Consider the following 19,427-nt stretch of genomic DNA (forward strand, 5'->3'; position numbering starts at 1 on the left):
CATCCGCTATGTGGTGACATCAAACCAAAGCCGCTCGGATCCGCTCCGCGTAGGTCGCCGCTTCACCGTCGTCGTACGAGTGGCGCGGCCAGAAGAAACCCCGCAGGCCATCGCCCTTCGTGCGTGGCACCACATGAAGATGGAGATGAGGGACGGACTGCGAGACCACGTTGTTCATCGCCACGAAGGAGCCTTGGGCGCCAAGGCCGGAGACGACCGCGGACGCCAGCCGCTGGGCGGCCTCCAGGAACGGCTCGCGCAGGGCGGCGGGCAGGTCGGGCAGCGTCACGACATGCGTCCTGGGCACCAGCAGGACGTGCCCCTTGAAGACCGGGCGACGGTCGAGGAAGGCCAGCAGCTCGGGCTCGTCGAGCACCACCTCGGCATCGGCCTCACCGTGGATGATCGAACAGAAGACGCAGTCCATCCGCTCACGTTAGAGCGTGCGCGGGCGGTGCGTCGCGCGATGCGTCGGTCCCTCGCGAGACGAGAGCGCAGTGCATCGCGATGCCGGTGACCGCGAAGAAGGTCCACTGCAGCCAGTCCGACCTCGACCAGGCGACGGCAGGGAACGCCACCTGGGCGCCCGCTCCGAGGACGAAGCCGAAGCCGAGGCAGAGCAGGCTCGCGCCGCGCGCGTACCAGCGCGCAACTCCCTCGGGGTGCGCCATCGTGTGGAAGAGGACGAGGAAGGCCAGCGCGACCAGTTGCACGGCCCCGCCGACCTCGTGTGCCCGATCGACGAGGGCTGAGCGTGTCGCCTCTCCTGCCATGACGAGCCAGAGGCCCAGCGTCGCGATCAGCAGGCCGACGGCGAGCACGGTCCCGGTCCAGCGCACGGGAGCACGGTGCACCGGGAGGCTGTCGGCGTACCAGAGCACCGCCGTTCCTCCGGTCAGTGCTGCGAGGCAGCCGAGCCACTGCGCGAGGTACAGGAGATCCACGAGGGCATCGTTCCACCCCGCCGCCTCAGTCGCCGGGCCACTCCCCCGTCCAGCGCTCGAACGCGCGGGCACCGCCACGGTCGACCAGCGCCTTGACGGCAGCGAAGATCGCGCCCTGCACTGCCGCGGCGACGATCACCTCACGTAGCGCGTACTCCGACTCCAGCGCCCGAGGTGGGTCACTGGTCTCCCCGGGCGAGGCGCGCTTCCAGACCTGCTTGAAGACCTGACCGGCCACGACACCTGCCAGCACACTGCTGGCCAGGCCGACCGGCTTGTAGAGCACCTTCGCGCTCGTACTGGTGGACTGTTCGTGTCGAGACATCGTTCTCCCCTCACCGCGCGCGTTCACCGACGACGCCACCAGACGAGCAGGCCGATCACCGCAAGCACGCCCACCGCGACCGCCCCTGTCACTCCTGGCCGCTCGGCTGCCGTGCTCCGGACGTCGGCTGCGGCGTCGACGGCAGCACCACGCACCTCGTCGGCCTTCTCCCGGGCGCGCTGGGGCACGTCCAGCTTGGCGGCCAGGGCGTCGACGGTCTCGGCCATCTGCTCGCGCTGCCTCTCGATCCCTGCCTGGATCTCTTCGGGGGTGCTCACTGCTGCCTCCTCAGGGTGGCGACGTCCTCCTGGACGTTGCTGATGGTCCGTTCGGGTGTGGGCGGGACCGCCTCGGTGATCCGGGACTTCCCGATCAAGGCGGCGATGCCTGCGACGGCGAGCAGCACGGCACCCACGATGAGCGCAGCCAGCCAGCCGGGCATCGCCGTGGCAAGACCGAGCACAGCCGCTGCGAGCAGCACCCCGATCCCGTAGACGGCCAGCGCTCCCGAGCCGCCGAGCATCCCGATGCCCGCCCCCAGCCCCCTGCCCTTCTGCTTCATCTCCGCCTGGGCGAGACGCAGCTCTTGGCGCACCAGCTCGCCGGCTTGCTCGCTGAACGCGGCCAGCAGCTCCCCGGTGCTCGGGTCCGAGGCCGTTGTGGTCGTCTTCGCGCTCATCTCTCCTCCGTCCTCAGGTTCTCCGTCCATCCCGGGATCCATCGAGCACACCCCGGTCTGCGTCGCGGTACCCGTCGAGCCACAGCCCATGAGAGAAGCGCGCCGGCCGAGTACGTTCCGGCCCCGCCGAGCGCCCTCGACGCAGCTGAACAATTCGGGCATACTTCCGCGATGCGCTCGCTCTCCACTGCTCTTGCCGTGCTTCTCATCCCGGTCCTGGCCGGTTGCGACGATGAGGACCGGCGCTCCGAAGACGCCCAGGCCGCCCCCACGGAGGCGGTCGCCTGCGCGACCGACCTGACCCTCACCACGGTCGGCTCCGAGCCAGTCGTCCTGAAGGAGGCCGGCGCCGTCTCGCTCGGCGGCGGCAGCGCCTACACGCTGTGGGCCGCCGACTCTCCGATCGACATGGCGCCCGTAGGACTCGTGACGGGGCCGGAGTTCGCCCCAGACGCGACCACCGCCACCATCGCCATCACTGTCTTCAACGCCGACTCCGTGCCTCCGCCGATCGCCGCGGGTGCCATCGTGCCTGCAAGCAACGAGTTCGGGGACCTCGTCTACGTCGCGTCCGCCCGCCAGGAGGGCTCGGACCTCACCGACGCAACCGGGATGGCCGGCACCCTGACCGTGCGCGACGTCGGCGAGCAGCTCTGCGTGGAGGTGGACTATCGCGACGACCAGAAACATCTGTCCGGCGTGGTAGGCGCCGCCGCCGTGAGTCTGTCTTGAATCGTGAGGGGTTCTTGAGCTGATGCAACCTCCCTCAGCCAGTTCGCGTCCAGTGAGTGTGCGCGCGGCAGTCGCCGCCCGACCGCGACGAAGGAGTCGAAGATGAGCGCAACGATCCGCCGTACGGTGGCCCTGCTGGCCACCACCGCCCTCCTGTGGGGAGGGACGACGCCCGCCGAAGCACTGCCCGGTGACGCCATCGCGAGCGCCAAGGACAGGCGGCACGACGTGAAGCTGCTCGGCTCGACGCAGAAGGGCCCGTCCCGGGCCGTCCGCAAGCAGATCGACATCCGCAACGCGAAGCTCGTGGTGCTCTACGACTACTACCGCATCGACATCAGGGTGAAGAAGCTCGCTGCGAGCAGGAGCACGTACGACCAGATCTTCGCCGTGTCGTTCAGAGACGACACCGGTCAGGAACTCGGGGCCGCGCACTTCACCCACAAACCACGCCTAGGCTCGTTCGTCACCATGGCCGGCAAGGACGATGTGTGCGAGGTCTCCGCCTTCAAGCTCAAGCGCGCCACCAACACCATCAGCGTCAAGGTGCCGCACCAGTGCACACCGCTTCCCGGCGCCACCCGCTTCAAGGTGACGACGGCAGTCGGCCTGTGGGGCACCGAGGACCGGCTCTGGGCGCGGGACCGGGCCAGCGCGCGGATCGTCGGCTAGGTGGAAGTACGCGGCTAGAGTTCGGCGGGTGAGCACGGAACCCGTTGCCAGCACCAGCCGTGGCGCGCGCCGGAAGGCCCGGACCGCCTCCGCGATCCTGGACGCCGCCGAGGGGCTGTTTCGCGACCGAGGTGTCCAGGCAACGACGATCGAGGAGATCGCAGAGATCGCCGACGTCTCCGTCGGCTCGGTCTACTCCCACTTCAAGAGCAAGGCGGGTCTCTATCTGGCCTTGGTCGAGAGGGCACTCGACCTCAACGAGCAGGCGATGGCGCGGGTCGCCGAACAGCGGCTCTCGAGCCCACTCGAGCGGGTGCTCGCCGCCGGCGAGGCGTACCTGCGGTTCCACCTCGAGGAGCCGGGCGCTTTCCAGATGATCGCGCTGCGCGTTCTCGAACCAGGATCCGGACAGGCCGAACCGGAGGTGGAGGCTCGGATCGCAGACCGCGTCGAGGCACTTGTCGGCGCGGTCCAAGCCGACCTTGCCGCAGGCGTCGCTGCCGGGGAGATCAGGGCCGACCTCGATCTCTCCCGGCTGACCCGCTTCCTCTGGGGGTCGTGGAACGGCGTGATCGCCCTCTCCTTGCGCGAGGACCGGCTCCGCATCGACAACGAGGAGCTCGAGCAGACGCTCGCGCTCGGACGCCGGCTGCTCAGCGACGCGTTGCGCGTCGACGGCTGAGTGCCATGGTCGCGTAGCCCACGAATCCGACCGACGTCGTGACGAACGACCCGACCGCCACAGCGCGATAACGCGGGTCGTCGGCCCACTCCGGGCGAAACGCAAGGGGCAGGAACATCATCGCGTTGCTCCAGGCTCCAGCAGCCAAGACCGTCTGCAAGGGCCGCGGCGCGTCGGGCACCGCAGCACCCATCGCCACCGTGGCCGTGCCGAGAGCCGCGAGATCCAGGTGCCACTGCCGGACCCGTGGCCCGCTGACGATGCCGAGCGCTCGCGCACGCTCCTTGTCCGCGATCACGAGGCTGTAGAGCCAGCCTGAAAGTGCGCTCACCGCCAACTCGGTCAGCCCGGAGGCCACCAGCGCCGACGGCACCTTCCGCTCTGTCACCGCTGCACCTCGGCGAGCCGGGCGCGATGCGCGCGCTCGTAGAAGCGGCGGCCGACCCGGTTGTGGTAGACCCAGGCAGCAGCAGCGATGGCCCCGCGCTTCTGGAGCCAGAAGCGGTCGCTGGCGAAGGTGGGTGGGCGGCGTACCAGAGGCACGTCGGCCGTGACGATCCCGGCCCCGTCGTCACGGCCCCGGAAGGCGAGCACGCGACCGTCTGCATCGCAGACCTGCGTGCCGCCCTCGAGTCGACCGCGATAGCGGAACGGCGTGCCGAGGAAGTCGCACTCGACGCGTCCCGCGTGCGCCGCATGGACCACCGGCGCACCGACGTGGCGGGCGAACGCGGCCGGGGCGGCGTTCGCCCGGGCCAGGTTGCGCCGTTCGACGCCGCTCAGCAGGGGCCAGTCGGGCATGCTCCACCAGCCCGAGCCACCGAGGACCAGGTCGACCTGGCCGCCGAGCCGCGCGACCGTCTGTGACCGCATCAGCTCCCAGCAGAGCGCCACCCCGATGCTGAGGCCCGCGGCGTCGAACCTGCCCGGATCGGTGCCGCCCACATAGAGGGCGCTCTCCCACATCGTCGGCAGGTCCTTGTCGTGACGGCCCAGCAGGCCATCGGGCCCGAAGAGGAAGAAGGCATTGCGCACGTGCCCGTCGGCATCGCGTACCAGCGCGGAGCCGCCGATGTGGATGCCGTGCGCGGCCGCCAGCCGGGCCAGCAACACCGCCGGCTCACCCTCCGCAGGGGGCGCGGATCGGGAGATTCGAGGCTCGAAGCCCATGCCCGTCGTGAAGAACTCCGGGAGCACGACCCAGGCGGCGCCCTCCGAGGCGGCTGCCGTCGCGAGGCGTTCGGAGTCGGCCAGGAACCGGTCGCTGTCTCCGAGCGCGGCGTCCAGCTGGATGGCTGCCACCCGCACCTTGTTTGAAGTCTCGTTCATAATTGAACGGTACTTCATTTATGAGGAGTGCGGTACCCCCGTCACGGCACGCGGGAAGAGTCGCTGGACCGCTTCGGCGATGGCCTCCCGACGGGCCGCCAGGAAGGCGTCGCGCCCGCGACCCTCCGGGACGGCGTCGCGCTGGTCCGCCCAGGCTGTCGCCAGTTGACTGACGAACACGAGGACGTCCCACGGCTCCCACTCCGCCGCCAGAAGACCGGACTCCTGCGCCTGCCGGATCTGCTCGACCTTGCCGGCAACGACCACTTGGAACGGATCTTCCGCCGTCGCGCCCGCCGCATCGAGCTCGAGCTGACCCCAACGCATCAGCCGCAGGCGGTGGGGATGCTGCACGACGTGGTCATGCACGCGGGCTGCGTAGCCGGGCAGGTCCGCCGGGTCCAGCGGGACCGCGTCGGCCATCGCCGTCAGCTCGCGCGCCGCAACGAAGCGATAGAGCTCCGCCTTGCTGCGGAAGTGGGCATAGACCCGCTCCTTGCTCGTCCGGGCCGCCTTGGCGATCTGCTCCACACGGGCACCTGCGATGCCATGCTGCGCGAACTGCGTCGTCGCGGCGGCGATGATCCGGTCACGGGTCGAGCCTGCCTCTGCCATGACGCGAGGATAGGAACCGAACCGGACTGTTTGGAAATCCCCGAACATGCCGTACGGTCAAACCGAACCGTTTGGTATGAGCAAGGGAGCAGGACGATGCACCAACGCACACTGGGGCAGGGACTCACCGTCTCGGCGATCGGCTACGGCGCCATGGGCACCGCCATCGGCTACGGCCCGACCGACGACGCCGAGTCGATCTCCGCCGTTCGCCGCGCGCACGAGCTCGGGGTCACCCATTTCGACACCGCAGAGATGTACGGCTGGGGCACCGGGGAGAGACTGCTGGGCACAGCTCTGGCGCCGGTCCGGGACGAGGTCACGATCGCGACGAAGTTCGGCTTCACCCCCCGGTTCGCTCCGAACTCGCACCCCGAACACATCCGCGAGGTGGTCGAAACCAGCCTCCGGAACCTCGGCGTCGACTCGATCGACCTGCTCTACCAGCACACGCACGACCCCAGCGTGCCCGTCGAGGAGGTGGTGGGGACGATGCAGGAGTACGTCACGGCGGGCAAGGTGAGGTACCTGGGTCTCTCGAACACCAGTGTCGAGAATCTTCGCAGGGCACACGCCGTCCACCCGATCTCGGCCCTGCAAGCCGAGTACTCCCTCTTCGCCCGCGAAGCGGAGTCGCTGCTGCCCGTGCTCACGGAACTTGGGATCGGGCTGGTTGCCTACTCACCGCTGGCGCGCGGCTTCCTCTCCGGCGCCGTACGGCCGCGCAGTGAGTACGCCGACGACGACTTCCGCCAGCACGTCGGCTGGTGGGCTCCGGAGAACTATGACGACAACGTGCACGTGGTGGCAGAGCTGACCGCGATCGCGAGCGAGAGGGGCATCACGCTCGCCCAACTGGCCCTCGCCTGGCTCCTCGCCCAGCACGAGACCGTCGTCCCGATCCCCGGATCACGCAATCCCGGCCGAGTCGAGCAGAACGTTGCCGCCGCCGACATCGTCCTGACCGACGTGGAGTTGGCCCGCATCGACGCACTCGTGCCCGCTGGCAGGCCCGGGCGCGGAGCCATCGCCTGACTCAGGGCGCCAGGAAAGCAGAAGGCCCGGCTCGGAAGACCGAGCCGGGCCTGAGCCACGTGGAGCTGGCGGGAATCGAACCCGCGTCCTAAAGCGCAGTGCCAGGTCTTCTCCGGGTGCAGTCAGTGCTGTCGTTTTCTCGGCCCCGGCGCTCGCACTGACACGTCGCCGACAGGCCCAGTCACGGAAAAGTCCCGTTCACCCTCCGTGACGCGGAGTGAACAGCAAGTCCCCTAAATGAGGCCTGGGTCCGGGACGGAGACGGATGCCCGGTCAGACCCTTCGATCACCGCAATCAGGCGGCGAGAGCGAAGTCAGTGCGCTTAGCGTTGGCACTTATTGGTTTCCAGCGATCGTTTACGAGATGACGCTGGCTTCTCGACCCGCTTCCCCTGGGACGTACGTCCCCAGTCGAAACCGATCAGCCCCTCTTGAGTTTTCAACGTGAACTGCGCCTGCAGTCTACGGGGTCCAACGCACGGGGCGCGACCGGTATTCCGGCCCCGCCCCGTGTGTCGCCTGGCTCGAGCCGCGCCTCAGCGCATCACGATCGTGCGGCTCTTCTTCGCCTTCGTGCCGACCTGCTTGACCGTCAGCTTGAAGCGGTCCTGGCCCCGGGTGTTGGAACGGTTGCGGTCGATGTCGACGACGTCGCCGTCACGGTCGGCGCGCCAGGTGCCGTGGGCGATCTTCTTGCCGTTGTGGCGCAGCACGACCTTCCAGCGGCTGCCGGGCCTGGCGTCGTCCACGTCCACGTCCACGTCGTAGCGGCCGTGGTCGAGGTCGACGCTGAAGTCGACATCGGCGCCACCTACCCGGAAGTCGCGCGACTTCTCGGGACCGTCGGCGTGGGCGAGGCTCGTGGACATGCTCACGACTCCAGCGGTGAGCGCTCCGGTGGCGGCGAGGGCGGTGGCGGCCTTGCGCATGCGGGACATCTGTTCTCCTCCGAGTTGGTGGTCTTCCGTGCCCCCACCGTGGTACCCGGCGGTGAGAGCACGGTGACAGCCAGATGAGAAGGCTCTTAGCCGGCACGGCACACCTGGCCGGACGGAGGTGGACACCTGTCCGCGCGCCTCTGGTGCGGCGGCGTGTGGTCGCCCCATGACCCCTGGGCTCACCGCGGAAGCGACCACGACCCCGCGTTACGACGAGGGAGGCACGGACTCCCGCCCACTGGGAGCCGGGCCCGCGTCACTGCCGACTACTGGCGGAATACAACCATCTGCCGTGTCCTGGCTCACAGACGAGGAAGACTTCGTGGCGCTGACCATTGCTGACCTGTTCGAGCACGTCGTGGACGTGTGTCCCGACCGCACCGCGCTGATCATCGGCGGCGACCGGCTCACCTACGCCGACATCGAGGCGCGGGCCAACGCGTTCGGGCACCACCTGAGCAGCCAGGGAGTCGCGGCCGGAGATCACGTCGGGCTGATGGCCCGCAACGTCACCGACCACGTCGTCGCGATGCTGGGCATGTTCAAGATCCGCGCCGTGCCGATCAACATCAACTACCGCTACACCGCCTCCGAGCTGGACTACCTGATCGATAACTCCGGGATGGTCGCCCTGGTCCACGAGCGGCAGTACGCACCGGTCCTTGCTGAGGCACTCGGCGAGCGACGTCTGCTCGGGGTCACCGTCATCGAGGACGGCAGCACGCACGAGACGACGTACCCGAGCGTGGCGTGGGCGGCAGCGCTGGCCGGCCAGCCCACCGCGCGCGACTTCGCGGAGCGCTCCCCCGACGACCTCTACATCGTCTACACCGGCGGCACCACCGGCTACCCCAAGGGCGTCATGTGGCGTCAGGAGGACGTGTGGCGCACGCTCGGCGGCGGGATCGACTTCGCCACCGGCGAGCGGATCGAGGAGTTCACGCAGTCGCAGGTCGCCGCGGCGACCACGCAGCCGCTCGTCTGCCTGCACCTGGGGCCGATCATGCACGCGAACGGCCAGTGGGGCCTCCTGCTACGGCTCTTCACCGGCCAGACGAGCGTGCTTCTCCCCCACTTCGATCCGACCGAGATCTGGCAGGCGATCGACCGTGAGCAGGTGCGGACCATCTCGATGATCGGCGACGCCATGGCACGTCCCCTGATCGAGGAGCTCGAGCGCGGCGGTCACGACGGCAGCACCCTGATCACCGTCACCAGCTCCTCCGCGATCCTCTCCGCGGAGGTGAAGGACCGCTGGCTCGCCGCCTTCCCGGACCTGAACCTGGTCGACGTCATCGGTGCCTCCGAGACCGGGTTCACCGGCAACGGCAAGGTCGACGCCGGAAAGCCCGACCAGGGCACCGTGGTGAAGCTCGGCCCGGAGACCGCGGTTCTCGACGAGGAGAACCGGCTCCTCGACCCTGACACGGAGGTCGGCGCCGTCGGTCTGATGGCGCGCTGCGGCAGCATTCCACTCGGCTACCTCGGCGACCCGGAGAAGACGGCGCGCACGTTCGTGACAGTCGACGGCATCCGGTACGCCGTCCCCGGCGACTGGGTGCGCATCGAGCCGGACCGCCATCTCACCCTTCTCGGTCGAGGTTCCAACTGCATCAACACCGGCGGCGAGAAGGTCTATCCGGAGGAGGTGGAGATCGCCCTGAAGTCGCACCCCGGCGTCTTCGACACTCTGGTCTTCAGCCTCCCCGACGCACGCTTCGGCCAGCAGGTCGCCGCGCTGGTGCAGACCCGTCCCGGACTGGACCTCGATCTCGACGAGGTGCGCACGCACCTGCGCGCCTCACTCTCCGGCTACAAGATCCCGCGCACCATGTTCGTCGTCGAGCGGGTCCCGCGGCATGTCACCGGCAAGGCCGACTATCGTGCCGCCCGCGAGCTCGCCGAGCAGCGGGCCACCGCCTGACCCCACCAGGACAGGAGTAGAGAGATGGAGTTCGTCAAGGTCGAGCGGCCGGTGCCCACCGTCGCCGTGGTGACCATGAACCGGCCGGAGCGGATGAACGCGATGGCCTTCGACGTCATGGTGCCGGTCCGCGACCAGCTGCGCGAGATCGGGAACGACAACGCGGTCCGCGCGGTCGTGCTCACCGGTGCAGGCTCCGGCTTCAGCGCCGGGGCCGACCAGAAGTCGGCCGGCCGGCCGCCGCACGTCGACGGGCTCACCCGCCCCACGTACGCACTACGCAGCCTGGAGGTGCTGGAGGACGTCATCCTCACCCTGCGCCGGCTGCACCAGCCGGTGATCGCCGCCGTCAACGGAGCCGCGATCGGCGGCGGCCTGTGCCTGGCTCTTGCCTGCGACGTGCGGATCGCCTCGACCACCGCGTACTTCCGAGCCGCCGGCATCAACAACGGGCTCACCGCCAGCGAGCTCGGCCTGAGCTACCTGCTGCCTCGCACGGTCGGGCTGAGTCATGCCGCCGACATCATGCTGACCGGCCGCGACGTCGATGCCGAGGAGGCCCTGCGGATCGGGTTGGTCTCGCGCGTCTCCGACCCGGTGCTCGACCAGGCGATCGCGATCGGCGAGCGCATGGCCGAGCTCTCCCGCCCCGGCGTCGAGCTGACCAAGCGCTCCCTCCAGGCTGGGACCGCCGCCACCTCACTGGAGAACTACATGCCGTCGGAGGGGCTCGGCCAGCTCTACCTGCGCCTGCTCACCGACAACTTCGAGGAGGCTACGCTGGCGCGGCGCGAAGGCAGGGCACCGGTCTTCCGCGACGAGCGGTGACCCGGCAGGCTGTCCTCCATGACGATCACCGAACCGGCCCAGCACGGCGTCCGCTTGCAGGTGAGTGATGAGGGCATCGCCACGGTCCTCCTCGATCGCCCCGCCAAGAAGAACGCCCTCGACGGCGTCATGTTCGCCGGACTCGAGGCGGTCCTCGCCGAGCTGCGGGAGCGCACCGACCTCAAGGCGGTCGTCCTTTCCGGTGCCGGAGGCTCCTTCAGCGCGGGCATCGACCTGGGCTTCCTGGCGACCTCCGACGGCCTCTCCGAGCTGACCACCCGCACCCACGGCCCCGCCAACCTCTTCCAGCATGTCTGCTGGGGATGGCGTGACATTCCCGTGCCGGTCATCGCCGCTATCGAGGGCGTCTGCTTCGGCGGAGGGATCCAGATCGCGCTCGGCGCCGACTTCCGCATCGCCGCCCCGACCGCACGGATGGCCGTGCTGGAGGCGCGCTGGGGGCTGGTGCCCGACATGGCCGGCTTCCCCCTGCTCCGCGGCCTGGTGCGCGCCGACGTCATGCGCGAGCTCGTCTACACCGGACGCCAGCTGAGCGGCGAGGAGGCGCAGCAGGTCGGCCTGGTGACGCGTCTCGCCGACGACCCGCTCGACGAGGCCATGGCTCTCGCACGGCAGATCTCCACCGCCAGCTCCGCGGCGCTCCGGGCCGGCAAGCGCCTGTTGGGGGCAGCGCTCGACGACTACGCGGACGCTCCGGACCTGCTCATGGCGGAGTCGGTCGCACAGCAGGCGCTGCTTGCATCACCGGAGTTCCTCACGCGTATCAACGGCGGCTGACGGCGCTGCCGACGAGTCCCCTACTCCCCGAAGAGGGACGCCGCGTTGTGCCACAACACCGCGCGGAGCCAGCCGTCGTCGAGGCCCGGGTGCTGCTCGCGGAGCCGGCGGAGCGCGTCGATCTGGTCGGCGTACGGGTAGGGGATGTTGGGGAAGTCGGAGCCCAGCAGCACCTTGTCGCCCAGCGCGGCCAGGCGGGGCAGCAGAGTGCGCGGGAAGGCCCCGCCCATCTCGTCGAAGAACGCGGTGAAGGCCATCGTCGTGTCGAGGCGAACCCGCTCATAGAGCTCGGCCAGCTCGAGGAACTCGGCGTACTCGGGCGCACCGAGGTGGGCGATCACCAGCGGGAGCGCCGGATGCCGGCGGAGCAGCTCCGCCACCGGCTCCGGCCCCGTGTACGCCGTAGGCACCGGCCCGGAGCCGGCGTGCAGGATCACCGGCGTCCCGGCCTCGGCGATCAGGCCCCACACATCGTCGAGGAGCGGGTCGGTCACGTGGAACGCACCGACTTGGACGTGCACCTTCCAGAGCTCCACCCCCTCCGCCAACCGCTTCGCCACGTACGCCGCCGACTCCGGCTCCGGGAAGAACGTGCCGCAGCGCAGGGCACGGGGAAACCGCTCCGCGAAGCCCACCGACCACTCGTTGAGGAACTCGGCCATCCCGGGCTTGTGGGCGTAGGTGAGCTGGGAGAAGCGACGTACCCCGAAGCCCGTCAGCCTCTCCACCAACTCCTCGTCGGTGCCGCGGTAGCGGATCGGCCACGGACGACCGATCAGCGGACCGGCGGTCTCGAAGACCGCGCGCACCTTCGTGCCCATCGGCTCGGGGTAGAAATGGGTGTGGATGTCGAAGAGGCCGGGGAGTCCGAGGGACTCGACAAGCTCGGCCAGCGGAGCAGGGTCGGTCATCGGATGCCCTTGAGACGGCGGCCGAGCTCCTGCTCCTTCTCCCGGTTCGCCTGTCGCTCGGCGATGCTGTGCCGCTTGTCCCACTGCTTCTTGCCTCGGGCGAGAGCGATCTCGACCTTGGCGCGGCCGTCCTTGAAGTAGAGGGAGAGCGGGACCAGCGTGTAGCCCTTCTCTCCGAGCTTCTTCTCGATCTTGTTGATCTCGGCCCGGTTGAGCAGGAGCTTCCTCTTGCGCCGCGACATGTGGTTCGTCCACGTGCCCTGGGTGTACTCGGGGATGTGCACGTTGTGCAGCCATGCCTCGCCGCCGTCGATGTCGGCGAACCCGTCGACCAGGTTGGCACGGCCCTCGCGCAACGACTTCACCTCGGTGCCGACCAACACCAGCCCGGCTTCCCACGTGTCGTCGATGTGGTAGTCGTGTCGCGCCTTCTTGTTCTGCGCGATCAGTTTCGTGCCCTGCTCCCTGACCATGGCTCGATTCTCTCAGGCAGGAGCAATCGGTTTCTCGGAGCCCAGCCGAACCGAGTCAGAGCCAGTTCATCGGGTTGACCGGCGACCCGTTGACCATCACGGTGTAGTGCAGATGGCAGCCGGTCGACCATCCGGTGTTGCCCATGTAGCCGATCACCTGACCGCGCTTCACCCGCTGCCCGACGCTCACCGTGTAGTTGCTGGCGTGGTTGTAGATGCTGGCGAGTCCGACGCCGCGCACGCTGCCGTGATCGAGGATCAGGCGATTGCCGTAGGCGGTCTGGAAGTAGCTAGAGATCACCGTGCCGTCGGCGGCGGCAAGCAACGGAGCGCCACAACCGCCAGCACCGAAGTCGGTGCCGTCGTGCAGCGACCGGTAGCCGTAGATCGGGTGCGTGCGCCACCCGAACGGCGAGGTCACGTAGCCGTTGCGTACCGGATTGCTCAGGTAGCCACCCGGGTTGCTGGTCGGGGTGGGGCTGTTGCTCTTGGTCTGCTTGCGGGCGCGGTCGCGCAGCATCTGCTCGATGCGACGCTGGTCGGCCTCCAAGCGCTTGAGCGTCTTCAGATCGCGAGCCTTGATCCGGCTGGCCTTGTCGGCCGCGGACCGGCGGTCGGAGACCAGCTCCGCGACGGCCGCACGCTCCGCCACCGCCTTCTTCTCCAGGCGCTTCATCCGGGCCAGGTTCGCGGCCGCCTCCTTGCGGCGCCGCTCGACGTCGTCGCGACGCTCCTCGACCTTGTCGCGGCGTACGCCGAGGAGCACTTCGGCAGCCTCGAGCTCGGCGAGCTGGGTGTCTTGCTCCTGCAGGGAGTCGCGGGTGGCGGCGCGGACCCGGGCGACATCGCCGAGGTCCTCGGCGTTCAGCAGGGCGGCGAAGCCCTCCAGCGTCGGGTCCCCTCCCTCGTAGGCGTCGGCGAACATGCGGTCGACGGTGCCCTGCTGGTCACGGACGTCCTGCTGGCCTGCCTTCAACTCCTCGATGGCCGTGTCGAGATCCGCCTCGGCCTGGGTCAGCTCTGCCTGCATCTTGGCATCGAGCACCCGCGCGGTCTCGAGCTTGCCACGGGTGGCGGCCAGTGTCGTACGCGCGGCATCGAGCTGCGCCTGCGACTGCTGCAGCCGGGCCGTGGCCTTGCGCAATGCGGCACTGGAATGCTCCAGGTCGTCGTGGGCGTGGGCCAACTGCTTCTTGACCTCACGCTGCTTGTCCTTGAGGTCGTCGGCGAACGCGAGCGGGGCGAGGGCGACGCCGAGGACCGTCAGGAAGGCCGCGATGAGGGCCGTCAAGCGGTACCGACGCTCGCTGGGGAAGAGGCGAGCCACGGGTGAACCTTTGTCCGGGGAAGTGAACGCCTCGACGTTAGACCACGGCGATCAGACTTTGAGGTATTTCCTCGTCAACACGAGTGTCGGAAGCACCGTGAGCAGCGGCCCGATCACAGCGAGCCACGCAACAGCCTGCAGATAGTCCGGGAAGTCCACCCACGGCATGAAGACCAGCGACTCGCGGAGCTTCTCGTGGATGCCGAACCACATGAACGCGCCGAGCGCCCCGGAGGCGAGCGCGACCCCGATGATCGCGGTCACCAACGCCTCGAGCAGGAAGGGCAGCGAGATGTAGAGACTGGAGGCGCCGACCAGACGCATGATGCCGATCTCGCGACGCCGTGCGAAGGCCGCCAACCGGATGGTGTTGGCGACGAGGAGCAGCGCCGCCAGGATCAGGAACGCACCGATGCCGAGCGAGCCGTACTTGAAGGCGTCGATGGTGGAGTAGATCGGGTCGAGGATGTCCTTGGCGGTGAAGACCGAGTGCACACCGGGCAGTGTCTGGACCGAGCTGACGACACGCTCGTAGTCCCGGGGATCCTTCATGGTCACCCAGATCGATGAGTGCATCGCCTCCGGCGAGGAGATCCGGAAGTTGTCACCCATCAGCTCCTTCGAGCGGTCGTACGCGACCTGCTGGGACTCCTCGTACCAGTCCTTGACGTACTTGTTGCCTTCGATGGCCTTGATGACCGCCTGCTTCTCTGCGTCCGAGACCGGACCGACGCAGCCGACTTCGCCGCGCTGGCCGTTGCACAGATAGATCGTCGCCTGAAGCTGGCTGCCGAAGTACTCCTCGGTCTTCTGCGCCTGCGAGTTGAGCAGGATGCCGAGACCGACGAGGGTGAGGGAGACGAAGAGGGTCAGCACCACCGCGACGTGCATCGAGAGGTTGCGACGCAACCCCTGGCGGAGCTCGGAAAAGACGTGTCGAAGCTGCATGTCTCTCAGTTCTGGTTGCCGTAGATGCCGCGGGACTCGTCTCGGACGACCCGCCCGTCCTCGAGCTCGATGACCCGCTTGCGCATCTGGTCGACGATGCTCGCGTCGTGGGTGGCCATGAGCACCGTGGTGCCGGTCCGGTTGATCCGGTCCAGCAGCTTCATGATGCCGATGGACGAGGTCGGGTCCAGGTTGCCGGTGGGCTCGTCGGCGATCAGGATCATCGGCCGGTTGACGAACGCCCGCGCGATCGCCACCCGCTGCTGCTCGCCGCCGGAGAGCTCGTCGGGCAGCCGGTCCGCCTTGCCCTCGAGCCCGACCAGCTCCAGCGTCTCGGGGACCAGCCGGTTGATCTGCGAGCGGGACTTGCCGATCACCTGCAGCGCGAAGCCGACGTTCTCGGCGACCGTCTTGTTCTGCAGCAGCCGGAAGTCCTGGAAGACGGTGCCGATCTGGCGCCGGAGCCGCGGCACCTTCCACGACGCCAGCCGATTGATCTCCTTGCCCGCGACATGCACCTTGCCCGAGGTGGGCCGGTACTCGCGGAGGATGAGCCGCAGGAACGTCGACTTGCCCGACCCCGACTGGCCGACAAGGAAGACGAACTCGCCCTTCTCGATGTCGACCGACACCTGCTCAAGGGCCGCGCGGGTCTGTCCCGGGTAGGTCTTGACGACCTTTTCGAAGCGGATCACTGGACGGAGTCTAGATGCTGGGCCAAGCCGGATCTCGTAGGCTGCCCGGGTGCGCCGGTCGCTTCTCCTCCCCCTCTCCCTGCTCACGACCCTCGCCCTCACGGGTTGCTCGGGCGACGAGGAGGCACCCCAGGAGCGGCCGCTGCCGACGATCGAGGCAGCGCGCAACCCGGAGCTCCCGGTCCGCCCCGGCGACTTCTGCGACCGCATCGACGCACGAGCCGTGGCCGCCGCGGTGGGCGAGGAGCCCACGACCGCGCACTACGGCAACGGCGAGCGTGCCGAGCTCGCCGACGGGGTCGTCGACGTGGCCCACGAGTTCGGCTGCGTCTTCACCGCCGAGGACGGCATCCGGGCTCGAGCCTGGGTCGCGGTGCCCCCGATCACCCCGGAGCAGGCGGCACGCCTCTCCCCCGGCACGGGTTGCCACGACGAGGGCGACGGCCTCGGCGAGCACGGCTTCGCCGCCACCTGTACGACGAAGCGCGGCACCACCGCCACGCTTGCCGGCCTCTACACCGACACCTGGTTCGGCTGCTCGCTCACCGAGCCCGAGGGTGCGGCGAGCGACTCACCGGAGCAGGAGGCCCTCCAGGAGCGGTTGGGAGCGTGGTGCGCGAGCGCCGTACAGGCTGCGGCGACGAGCTGAAACTGGCGTCTCGACACTCTGAAGCTGGCGTCTCGACGGCTCAGGTGGCGTCGGCCTTCTCGGCGCCACGGCGCCAGCGGATGCCGGCCTCGAGGAATCCGTCGAGCTCGCCGTCGAAGATCGCCTGGGGGTTGCCGGACTCGTAGGAGGTCCGCAGGTCCTTGACGATCTGGTAGGGGTTGAGCACGTAGTTGCGCATCTGGTCGCCCCAGCTGGCGGCGACGTCGCCCTTGAGCTCCTTGAGCTGCGCGGCCTCCTCGGCCTTCTTGAGAGCGAGGAGCTTCGCCTTGAGGACGATCATCGCGGCAGCCTTGTTCTGCAGCTGCGACTTCTCGTTCTGGCACGACACCACGGTGCCAGTGGGGAGGTGGGTGAGCCGCACTGCGGAGTCGGTGGTGTTGACCGACTGACCGCCGGGGCCCGAGGAGCGGTAGACGTCGACCTTGATGTCGTTCTCGTCGACCTCGATCTCGTCGGTCTGCTCCAGCACCGGCACCACCTCTACGGCGGCGAAGCTGGTCTGGCGGCGGCCCTGGTTGTCGAAGGGGCTGATCCGCACCAGCCGATGGGTACCGGCCTCGACCGAGAGCGTGCCGTAGGCATAGGGGGCCTTGACCGCGAAGGTCGCCGACTTGATGCCGGCCTCTTCGGCGTAGGAGGTGTCGTAGACCTCGACCGCGTAGTTGTTGTGCTCGGCCCATCGGGTGTACATCCGCAGCAGCATCTCGGCGAAGTCCGCGGCGTCCACACCTCCGGCACCCGAGCGGATGGTCACGAGCGCCTCGCGGGCGTCGTACTCGCCGGAGAGCAGGGTGCGCACCTCCAGTGCCTCCACCGACTTGCCGATGCGCTCGAGCTCGGCCTCCGCCTCGGCCAGGGTGTCCGCGTCGCCCTCCTCCTGAGCAAGCTCGACGAGGACCTCGAGGTCGTCGACCCGATCGGCGAGGGAGGTGAACCGCTCCAGCTCGCCGTTGAGGGCGGAGAGCCGGCCGGTGATCCGTTGCGCGTTCTCCTGGTCGTCCCAGAGGTCGGGCGCAGCCACCTGCTCCTCGAGCCCGGCAATCTCGACGCGCATCGCATCGACGTCGAGCACCTTCTCGATCGTGCTCATCGTCGCGCGGAGTTGCTTGAGTTCTTGGTCGAAGTCTGGGCCAGCCACAAGAGGCAAGGCTACCGCTCGACACGAACTGCTCCACCAGAGGTTTGCCTGGCCTTGCTTGAATCCGAGATGTGACCACTCCCCCCGACGCCGCCAGGCGCACGCCGCGACCGCCACGTCCCTTGATCGAGCTGACGGTGCAGAGCGCCCAGCAACTCACTCCGCACCTGGTGCGCGTGGTCGCCGGCGGCCCCGGCATCAGCGCCTTCGCAGACAATGGCACGACCGACAAGTACGTCAAGATCCGCTTCCCCGAGCACGACGTCACCCGCACCTACACGGTCCGCGAATTCGATCCCCAGGCCGGCACCCTGACCATCGACTTCGTCGTGCACGGTGACGAGGGGATCGCCGGCCCCTGGGCCGCGCGCACGAAGCCCGGCGACCCCCTCACCTGCGTTGGACCGGGTGGCGCCTACACCCCCGACCCGGCGGCCGACTGGCACCTCTTCGCCGGCGACGCCTCCGCCCTGCCGGCGATCGGCGCCGCTCTGGAGGCGCTGCCGACCGACGCCCGAGGCGCCGCCTACCTGCTCGTCGAGGACATCACGGAGAGACTCGACCTCCAAGCTCCCGCAGGCGTGGAGCTGAACTGGCTCTTCCACTCCCCCTCCGGGAGCGACCCCACGCTCCTGGCCGACGCCGTGGCGGCTGCGCCCTGGCCGGCGGGCCGCGTCCAGGTGTTCGCCCACGGTGAACGCGAGTCGATGAAGGCCCTGCGCGCCGTGCTCAAGGGACGTGACGTGGCCCGCGAGGACCTCTCCCTCTCCGGCTACTGGGCCTTCGGGCGCACCGAGGACCGCTTCCAGGCGGAGAAGAAGGAACCCATCGGCCAGATCGACTGACGGTTCGCCGCAGGATCCTCAGGATGCGCTCGCCGATCGGTGCGCGTGCGGCACCGGACATCCCTGCGGGAAGGTGCCGAGCTCGTCGATGCGGTAGCCGTCCGGATAGCTGCGGATCCGCGGGTCCTCGATCAGCGGACGAGGGGTACGTCGCGGTGGCAGCAGGCCGACGAGGCGGCCGCGCAGGCGCAGCCCCGCCCGGCTCAGCCGCACCACCCACGCCGGGGGCCTGCGGTAGCCGAAGGCCTCGAGAAGCGGGTCGTCCATCAGCGCACGGCTGAACACCTCGACAAGCGGCCGAAGCGGCCGCGGATAGAAGCTGAGCAGCAGGCGCAGCGTGGCGTCGGCCACCCGGCGCCCGCCAGCGTCGAGCGCGAAGTGCTCGGCCTCGTAGGCATCCATGAGGTCGGCGAAGCCGGCGTAGGTCTCCGGGATGTCGCGAATCCCCATGTGACGCCCCAGCTCACGGTAATAGGCGACGCTGGCACGCACCTCACCCTCGGTGAACGGACGCTTGGCGTAGTCGTCCATCCAGCGCTTCGGGACCACGACGAAGGTAGCCAGCACGTAGAGCATCTCGTGGTCGGGAATGTCATAGCTCCGGTGCATCTGGTTGATCCGGCGGATCGCAGCGCGCGCCTCAGGGTGGTCGAAGCCCAGCATGCTCGGCGGCTCCAGCAGCAGCGCGGTGTCGTCGTACCTCTTCTGGGCGTGATCGCCGAACTGGCGGGTCTCGTCGAGGAGCGCACCGATGCCCGGTACGGCATAGGTGCGGAAGAGCGCGAAGCTGAGCGCCTGGAGCGTGTCCCACGGGAACTCCAGGGTGGACAGGTTGCGGTAGATCGCGACGTAGTCACGCTCGGGGTCCAGGCCTGCGTTGACTCGACGCCAGTGGTCTCGCTTCATGGTCCGAGATTAG

General features: G+C 68.8%; 25 protein-coding genes and 1 other RNA gene. 9 read left to right on the forward strand and 17 right to left on the reverse strand.

The window, feature by feature from the left end; all coding sequences use genetic code 11:
• Nucleotides 1-19: 19 nt before the first annotated feature.
• Genes DNK54_RS06795 through DNK54_RS06815 form a run of 5 tightly spaced genes read right to left on the reverse strand, consistent with a single transcriptional unit; the run spans nt 20 to nt 1,948 of the window.
• A complete protein-coding gene (locus tag DNK54_RS06795; protein WP_110206184.1) occupies nt 20-427 on the reverse strand; it encodes an HIT family protein in 408 nt (135 codons plus the stop codon).
• A 4-nt stretch (nt 428-431) separates the two neighbouring features.
• Nucleotides 432-944: a hypothetical protein gene (locus DNK54_RS06800; RefSeq protein ID WP_110206185.1), complete on the reverse strand. Its 513-nt coding sequence runs from the start codon at nt 942-944 to the stop codon at nt 432-434.
• A gap of 25 nt (nt 945-969) precedes the next feature.
• Nucleotides 970-1,269, reverse strand: a complete 300-nt coding sequence (locus DNK54_RS06805) for a DUF4235 domain-containing protein (RefSeq protein WP_110206186.1) — start codon at nt 1,267-1,269, stop codon at nt 970-972.
• 23 nt (nt 1,270-1,292) lie between these two features.
• On the reverse strand, nt 1,293-1,547 hold the full coding sequence (locus tag DNK54_RS06810; RefSeq protein WP_110206187.1) for a DUF3618 domain-containing protein: 255 nt from the start codon (nt 1,545-1,547) through the stop codon (nt 1,293-1,295).
• A complete protein-coding gene (locus DNK54_RS06815; RefSeq protein WP_110206468.1) occupies nt 1,544-1,948 on the reverse strand; it encodes a phage holin family protein in 405 nt (134 codons plus the stop codon). Before DNK54_RS06815 ends, DNK54_RS06810 begins: the two co-directional genes overlap by 4 nt.
• Nucleotides 1,949-2,119: 171 nt before the next feature.
• On the opposite strand from DNK54_RS06815, the gene DNK54_RS06820 reads away from it, so the two are divergent.
• From DNK54_RS06820 to DNK54_RS06830, 3 genes are all read left to right on the forward strand, one after another.
• Nucleotides 2,120-2,680: a hypothetical protein gene (locus tag DNK54_RS06820; RefSeq protein ID WP_110206188.1), complete on the forward strand. Its 561-nt coding sequence runs from the start codon at nt 2,120-2,122 to the stop codon at nt 2,678-2,680.
• Nucleotides 2,681-2,782: 102 nt separating this feature from the next.
• On the forward strand, nt 2,783-3,352 hold the full coding sequence (locus tag DNK54_RS06825) for a hypothetical protein (protein WP_110206189.1): 570 nt from the start codon (nt 2,783-2,785) through the stop codon (nt 3,350-3,352).
• Between the two features lie 28 nt (nt 3,353-3,380).
• The gene (locus DNK54_RS06830; RefSeq protein ID WP_110206190.1) at nt 3,381-4,034 is read left to right on the forward strand and encodes a TetR/AcrR family transcriptional regulator; all 654 of its coding nucleotides are present in this window, start codon (nt 3,381-3,383) and stop codon (nt 4,032-4,034) included.
• Here the strand turns inward: DNK54_RS06830 and DNK54_RS06835 are convergent.
• The 3 genes from DNK54_RS06835 to DNK54_RS06845 are packed head-to-tail and all read right to left on the reverse strand — an operon-like array spanning nt 4,006 to nt 5,978.
• Nucleotides 4,006-4,422: a hypothetical protein gene (locus DNK54_RS06835; RefSeq protein WP_204164450.1), complete on the reverse strand. Its 417-nt coding sequence runs from the start codon at nt 4,420-4,422 to the stop codon at nt 4,006-4,008. The two genes, DNK54_RS06830 and DNK54_RS06835, sit on opposite strands and share 29 nt — an antisense overlap.
• On the reverse strand, nt 4,419-5,363 hold the full coding sequence (locus DNK54_RS06840; RefSeq protein ID WP_110206191.1) for a carbon-nitrogen hydrolase family protein: 945 nt from the start codon (nt 5,361-5,363) through the stop codon (nt 4,419-4,421). Before DNK54_RS06840 ends, DNK54_RS06835 begins: the two co-directional genes overlap by 4 nt.
• A gap of 18 nt (nt 5,364-5,381) precedes the next feature.
• Entirely contained in the window at nt 5,382-5,978 is a 597-nt protein-coding gene (locus tag DNK54_RS06845; RefSeq protein WP_110206192.1) for a TetR/AcrR family transcriptional regulator, read from the reverse strand.
• Between the two features lie 96 nt (nt 5,979-6,074).
• On the opposite strand from DNK54_RS06845, the gene DNK54_RS06850 reads away from it, so the two are divergent.
• Complete coding sequence (locus tag DNK54_RS06850) at nt 6,075-7,013, forward strand: aldo/keto reductase (protein WP_110206193.1); 939 nt, start codon at nt 6,075-6,077, stop codon at nt 7,011-7,013.
• A 57-nt stretch (nt 7,014-7,070) separates the two neighbouring features.
• Here the strand turns inward: DNK54_RS06850 and ssrA are convergent.
• Nucleotides 7,071-7,442, reverse strand: a transfer-messenger RNA (tmRNA) gene (ssrA, locus tag DNK54_RS06855).
• 107 nt (nt 7,443-7,549) lie between these two features.
• Nucleotides 7,550-7,951, reverse strand: coding sequence for a hypothetical protein (locus DNK54_RS06860; protein ID WP_110206194.1), 402 nt, complete (start codon nt 7,949-7,951; stop codon nt 7,550-7,552).
• 292 nt (nt 7,952-8,243) lie between these two features.
• On the opposite strand from DNK54_RS06860, the gene DNK54_RS06865 reads away from it, so the two are divergent.
• The 3 genes from DNK54_RS06865 to DNK54_RS06875 are packed head-to-tail and all read left to right on the forward strand — an operon-like array spanning nt 8,244 to nt 11,501.
• On the forward strand, nt 8,244-9,875 hold the full coding sequence (locus DNK54_RS06865; protein WP_239459967.1) for an acyl-CoA synthetase: 1,632 nt from the start codon (nt 8,244-8,246) through the stop codon (nt 9,873-9,875).
• A gap of 24 nt (nt 9,876-9,899) precedes the next feature.
• The gene (locus tag DNK54_RS06870; RefSeq protein WP_110206195.1) at nt 9,900-10,703 is read left to right on the forward strand and encodes an enoyl-CoA hydratase; all 804 of its coding nucleotides are present in this window, start codon (nt 9,900-9,902) and stop codon (nt 10,701-10,703) included.
• Nucleotides 10,704-10,721: 18 nt separating this feature from the next.
• On the forward strand, nt 10,722-11,501 hold the full coding sequence (locus DNK54_RS06875) for a crotonase/enoyl-CoA hydratase family protein (RefSeq protein WP_110206196.1): 780 nt from the start codon (nt 10,722-10,724) through the stop codon (nt 11,499-11,501).
• A 20-nt stretch (nt 11,502-11,521) separates the two neighbouring features.
• Here DNK54_RS06875 and DNK54_RS06880 read toward each other — a convergent pair whose 3' ends face one another.
• The 5 genes from DNK54_RS06880 to ftsE are packed head-to-tail and all read right to left on the reverse strand — an operon-like array spanning nt 11,522 to nt 15,855.
• Nucleotides 11,522-12,412, reverse strand: a complete 891-nt coding sequence (locus tag DNK54_RS06880) for an amidohydrolase family protein (protein ID WP_110206197.1) — start codon at nt 12,410-12,412, stop codon at nt 11,522-11,524.
• Nucleotides 12,409-12,885 (reverse strand): SsrA-binding protein SmpB, encoded by a 477-nt coding sequence (gene smpB / locus DNK54_RS06885; protein WP_110206198.1) that lies wholly within the window; start codon nt 12,883-12,885, stop codon nt 12,409-12,411. The genes DNK54_RS06880 and smpB overlap by 4 nt, the downstream gene beginning before the upstream one ends.
• Nucleotides 12,886-12,940: 55 nt before the next feature.
• Nucleotides 12,941-14,212: a M23 family metallopeptidase gene (locus tag DNK54_RS21670; protein WP_110206199.1), complete on the reverse strand. Its 1,272-nt coding sequence runs from the start codon at nt 14,210-14,212 to the stop codon at nt 12,941-12,943.
• A gap of 51 nt (nt 14,213-14,263) precedes the next feature.
• Nucleotides 14,264-15,160, reverse strand: coding sequence for a permease-like cell division protein FtsX (ftsX, locus tag DNK54_RS06895; protein WP_110206200.1), 897 nt, complete (start codon nt 15,158-15,160; stop codon nt 14,264-14,266).
• A gap of 5 nt (nt 15,161-15,165) precedes the next feature.
• Nucleotides 15,166-15,855, reverse strand: coding sequence for a cell division ATP-binding protein FtsE (gene ftsE, locus DNK54_RS06900; RefSeq protein ID WP_110206201.1), 690 nt, complete (start codon nt 15,853-15,855; stop codon nt 15,166-15,168).
• A 49-nt stretch (nt 15,856-15,904) separates the two neighbouring features.
• On the opposite strand from ftsE, the gene DNK54_RS06905 reads away from it, so the two are divergent.
• A complete protein-coding gene (locus tag DNK54_RS06905) occupies nt 15,905-16,504 on the forward strand; it encodes a hypothetical protein (protein WP_110206202.1) in 600 nt (199 codons plus the stop codon).
• A gap of 40 nt (nt 16,505-16,544) precedes the next feature.
• Here the strand turns inward: DNK54_RS06905 and prfB are convergent, their stop codons facing one another.
• Entirely contained in the window at nt 16,545-17,663 is a 1,119-nt protein-coding gene (gene prfB / locus DNK54_RS06910; protein ID WP_110206203.1) for a peptide chain release factor 2, read from the reverse strand.
• Nucleotides 17,664-17,734: 71 nt separating this feature from the next.
• Here prfB and DNK54_RS06915 point away from each other — a divergent pair, with 71 nt between their 5' ends.
• Entirely contained in the window at nt 17,735-18,508 is a 774-nt protein-coding gene (locus DNK54_RS06915; protein ID WP_110206204.1) for a siderophore-interacting protein, read from the forward strand.
• Between the two features lie 18 nt (nt 18,509-18,526).
• On the opposite strand, the gene DNK54_RS06920 is transcribed toward DNK54_RS06915, so the two are convergent.
• Nucleotides 18,527-19,414 carry an oxygenase MpaB family protein gene (locus DNK54_RS06920; protein ID WP_110206205.1) on the reverse strand — a complete coding sequence of 296 codons (888 nt, stop codon included), beginning with the start codon at nt 19,412-19,414 and terminating at the stop codon, nt 18,527-18,529.
• Nucleotides 19,415-19,427: the final 13 nt, after the last annotated feature.

This window comes from Nocardioides daejeonensis (assembly GCF_003194585.1).
GTDB lineage: Bacteria > Actinomycetota > Actinomycetes > Propionibacteriales > Nocardioidaceae > Nocardioides > Nocardioides daejeonensis.

Bases quoted from the DNA above. Each gene is read 5' to 3' on its own strand.
- ftsX (WP_110206200.1), bottom strand. From the start codon at position 15,160: ATGCAGCTTCGACACGTCTTTTCCGAGCTCCGCCAGGGGTTGCGTCGC.
- DNK54_RS06850 (WP_110206193.1), top strand. From the start codon at position 6,075: ATGCACCAACGCACACTGGGGCAGGGACTCACCGTCTCGGCGATCGGC.
- smpB (WP_110206198.1), bottom strand. From the start codon at position 12,885: ATGGTCAGGGAGCAGGGCACGAAACTGATCGCGCAGAACAAGAAGGCG.
- DNK54_RS06875 (WP_110206196.1), top strand. From the start codon at position 10,722: ATGACGATCACCGAACCGGCCCAGCACGGCGTCCGCTTGCAGGTGAGT.
- DNK54_RS06860 (WP_110206194.1), bottom strand. From the start codon at position 7,951: ATGTCCCGCATGCGCAAGGCCGCCACCGCCCTCGCCGCCACCGGAGCG.
- DNK54_RS06795 (WP_110206184.1), bottom strand. From the start codon at position 427: ATGGACTGCGTCTTCTGTTCGATCATCCACGGTGAGGCCGATGCCGAG.
- DNK54_RS06825 (WP_110206189.1), top strand. From the start codon at position 2,783: ATGAGCGCAACGATCCGCCGTACGGTGGCCCTGCTGGCCACCACCGCC.
- DNK54_RS06920 (WP_110206205.1), bottom strand. From the start codon at position 19,414: ATGAAGCGAGACCACTGGCGTCGAGTCAACGCAGGCCTGGACCCCGAG.
- DNK54_RS06880 (WP_110206197.1), bottom strand. From the start codon at position 12,412: ATGACCGACCCTGCTCCGCTGGCCGAGCTTGTCGAGTCCCTCGGACTC.
- DNK54_RS06820 (WP_110206188.1), top strand. From the start codon at position 2,120: ATGCGCTCGCTCTCCACTGCTCTTGCCGTGCTTCTCATCCCGGTCCTG.
- DNK54_RS06805 (WP_110206186.1), bottom strand. From the start codon at position 1,269: ATGTCTCGACACGAACAGTCCACCAGTACGAGCGCGAAGGTGCTCTAC.
- DNK54_RS06870 (WP_110206195.1), top strand. From the start codon at position 9,900: ATGGAGTTCGTCAAGGTCGAGCGGCCGGTGCCCACCGTCGCCGTGGTG.
- DNK54_RS06845 (WP_110206192.1), bottom strand. From the start codon at position 5,978: ATGGCAGAGGCAGGCTCGACCCGTGACCGGATCATCGCCGCCGCGACG.
- DNK54_RS06815 (WP_110206468.1), bottom strand. From the start codon at position 1,948: ATGAGCGCGAAGACGACCACAACGGCCTCGGACCCGAGCACCGGGGAG.
- DNK54_RS06840 (WP_110206191.1), bottom strand. From the start codon at position 5,363: ATGAACGAGACTTCAAACAAGGTGCGGGTGGCAGCCATCCAGCTGGAC.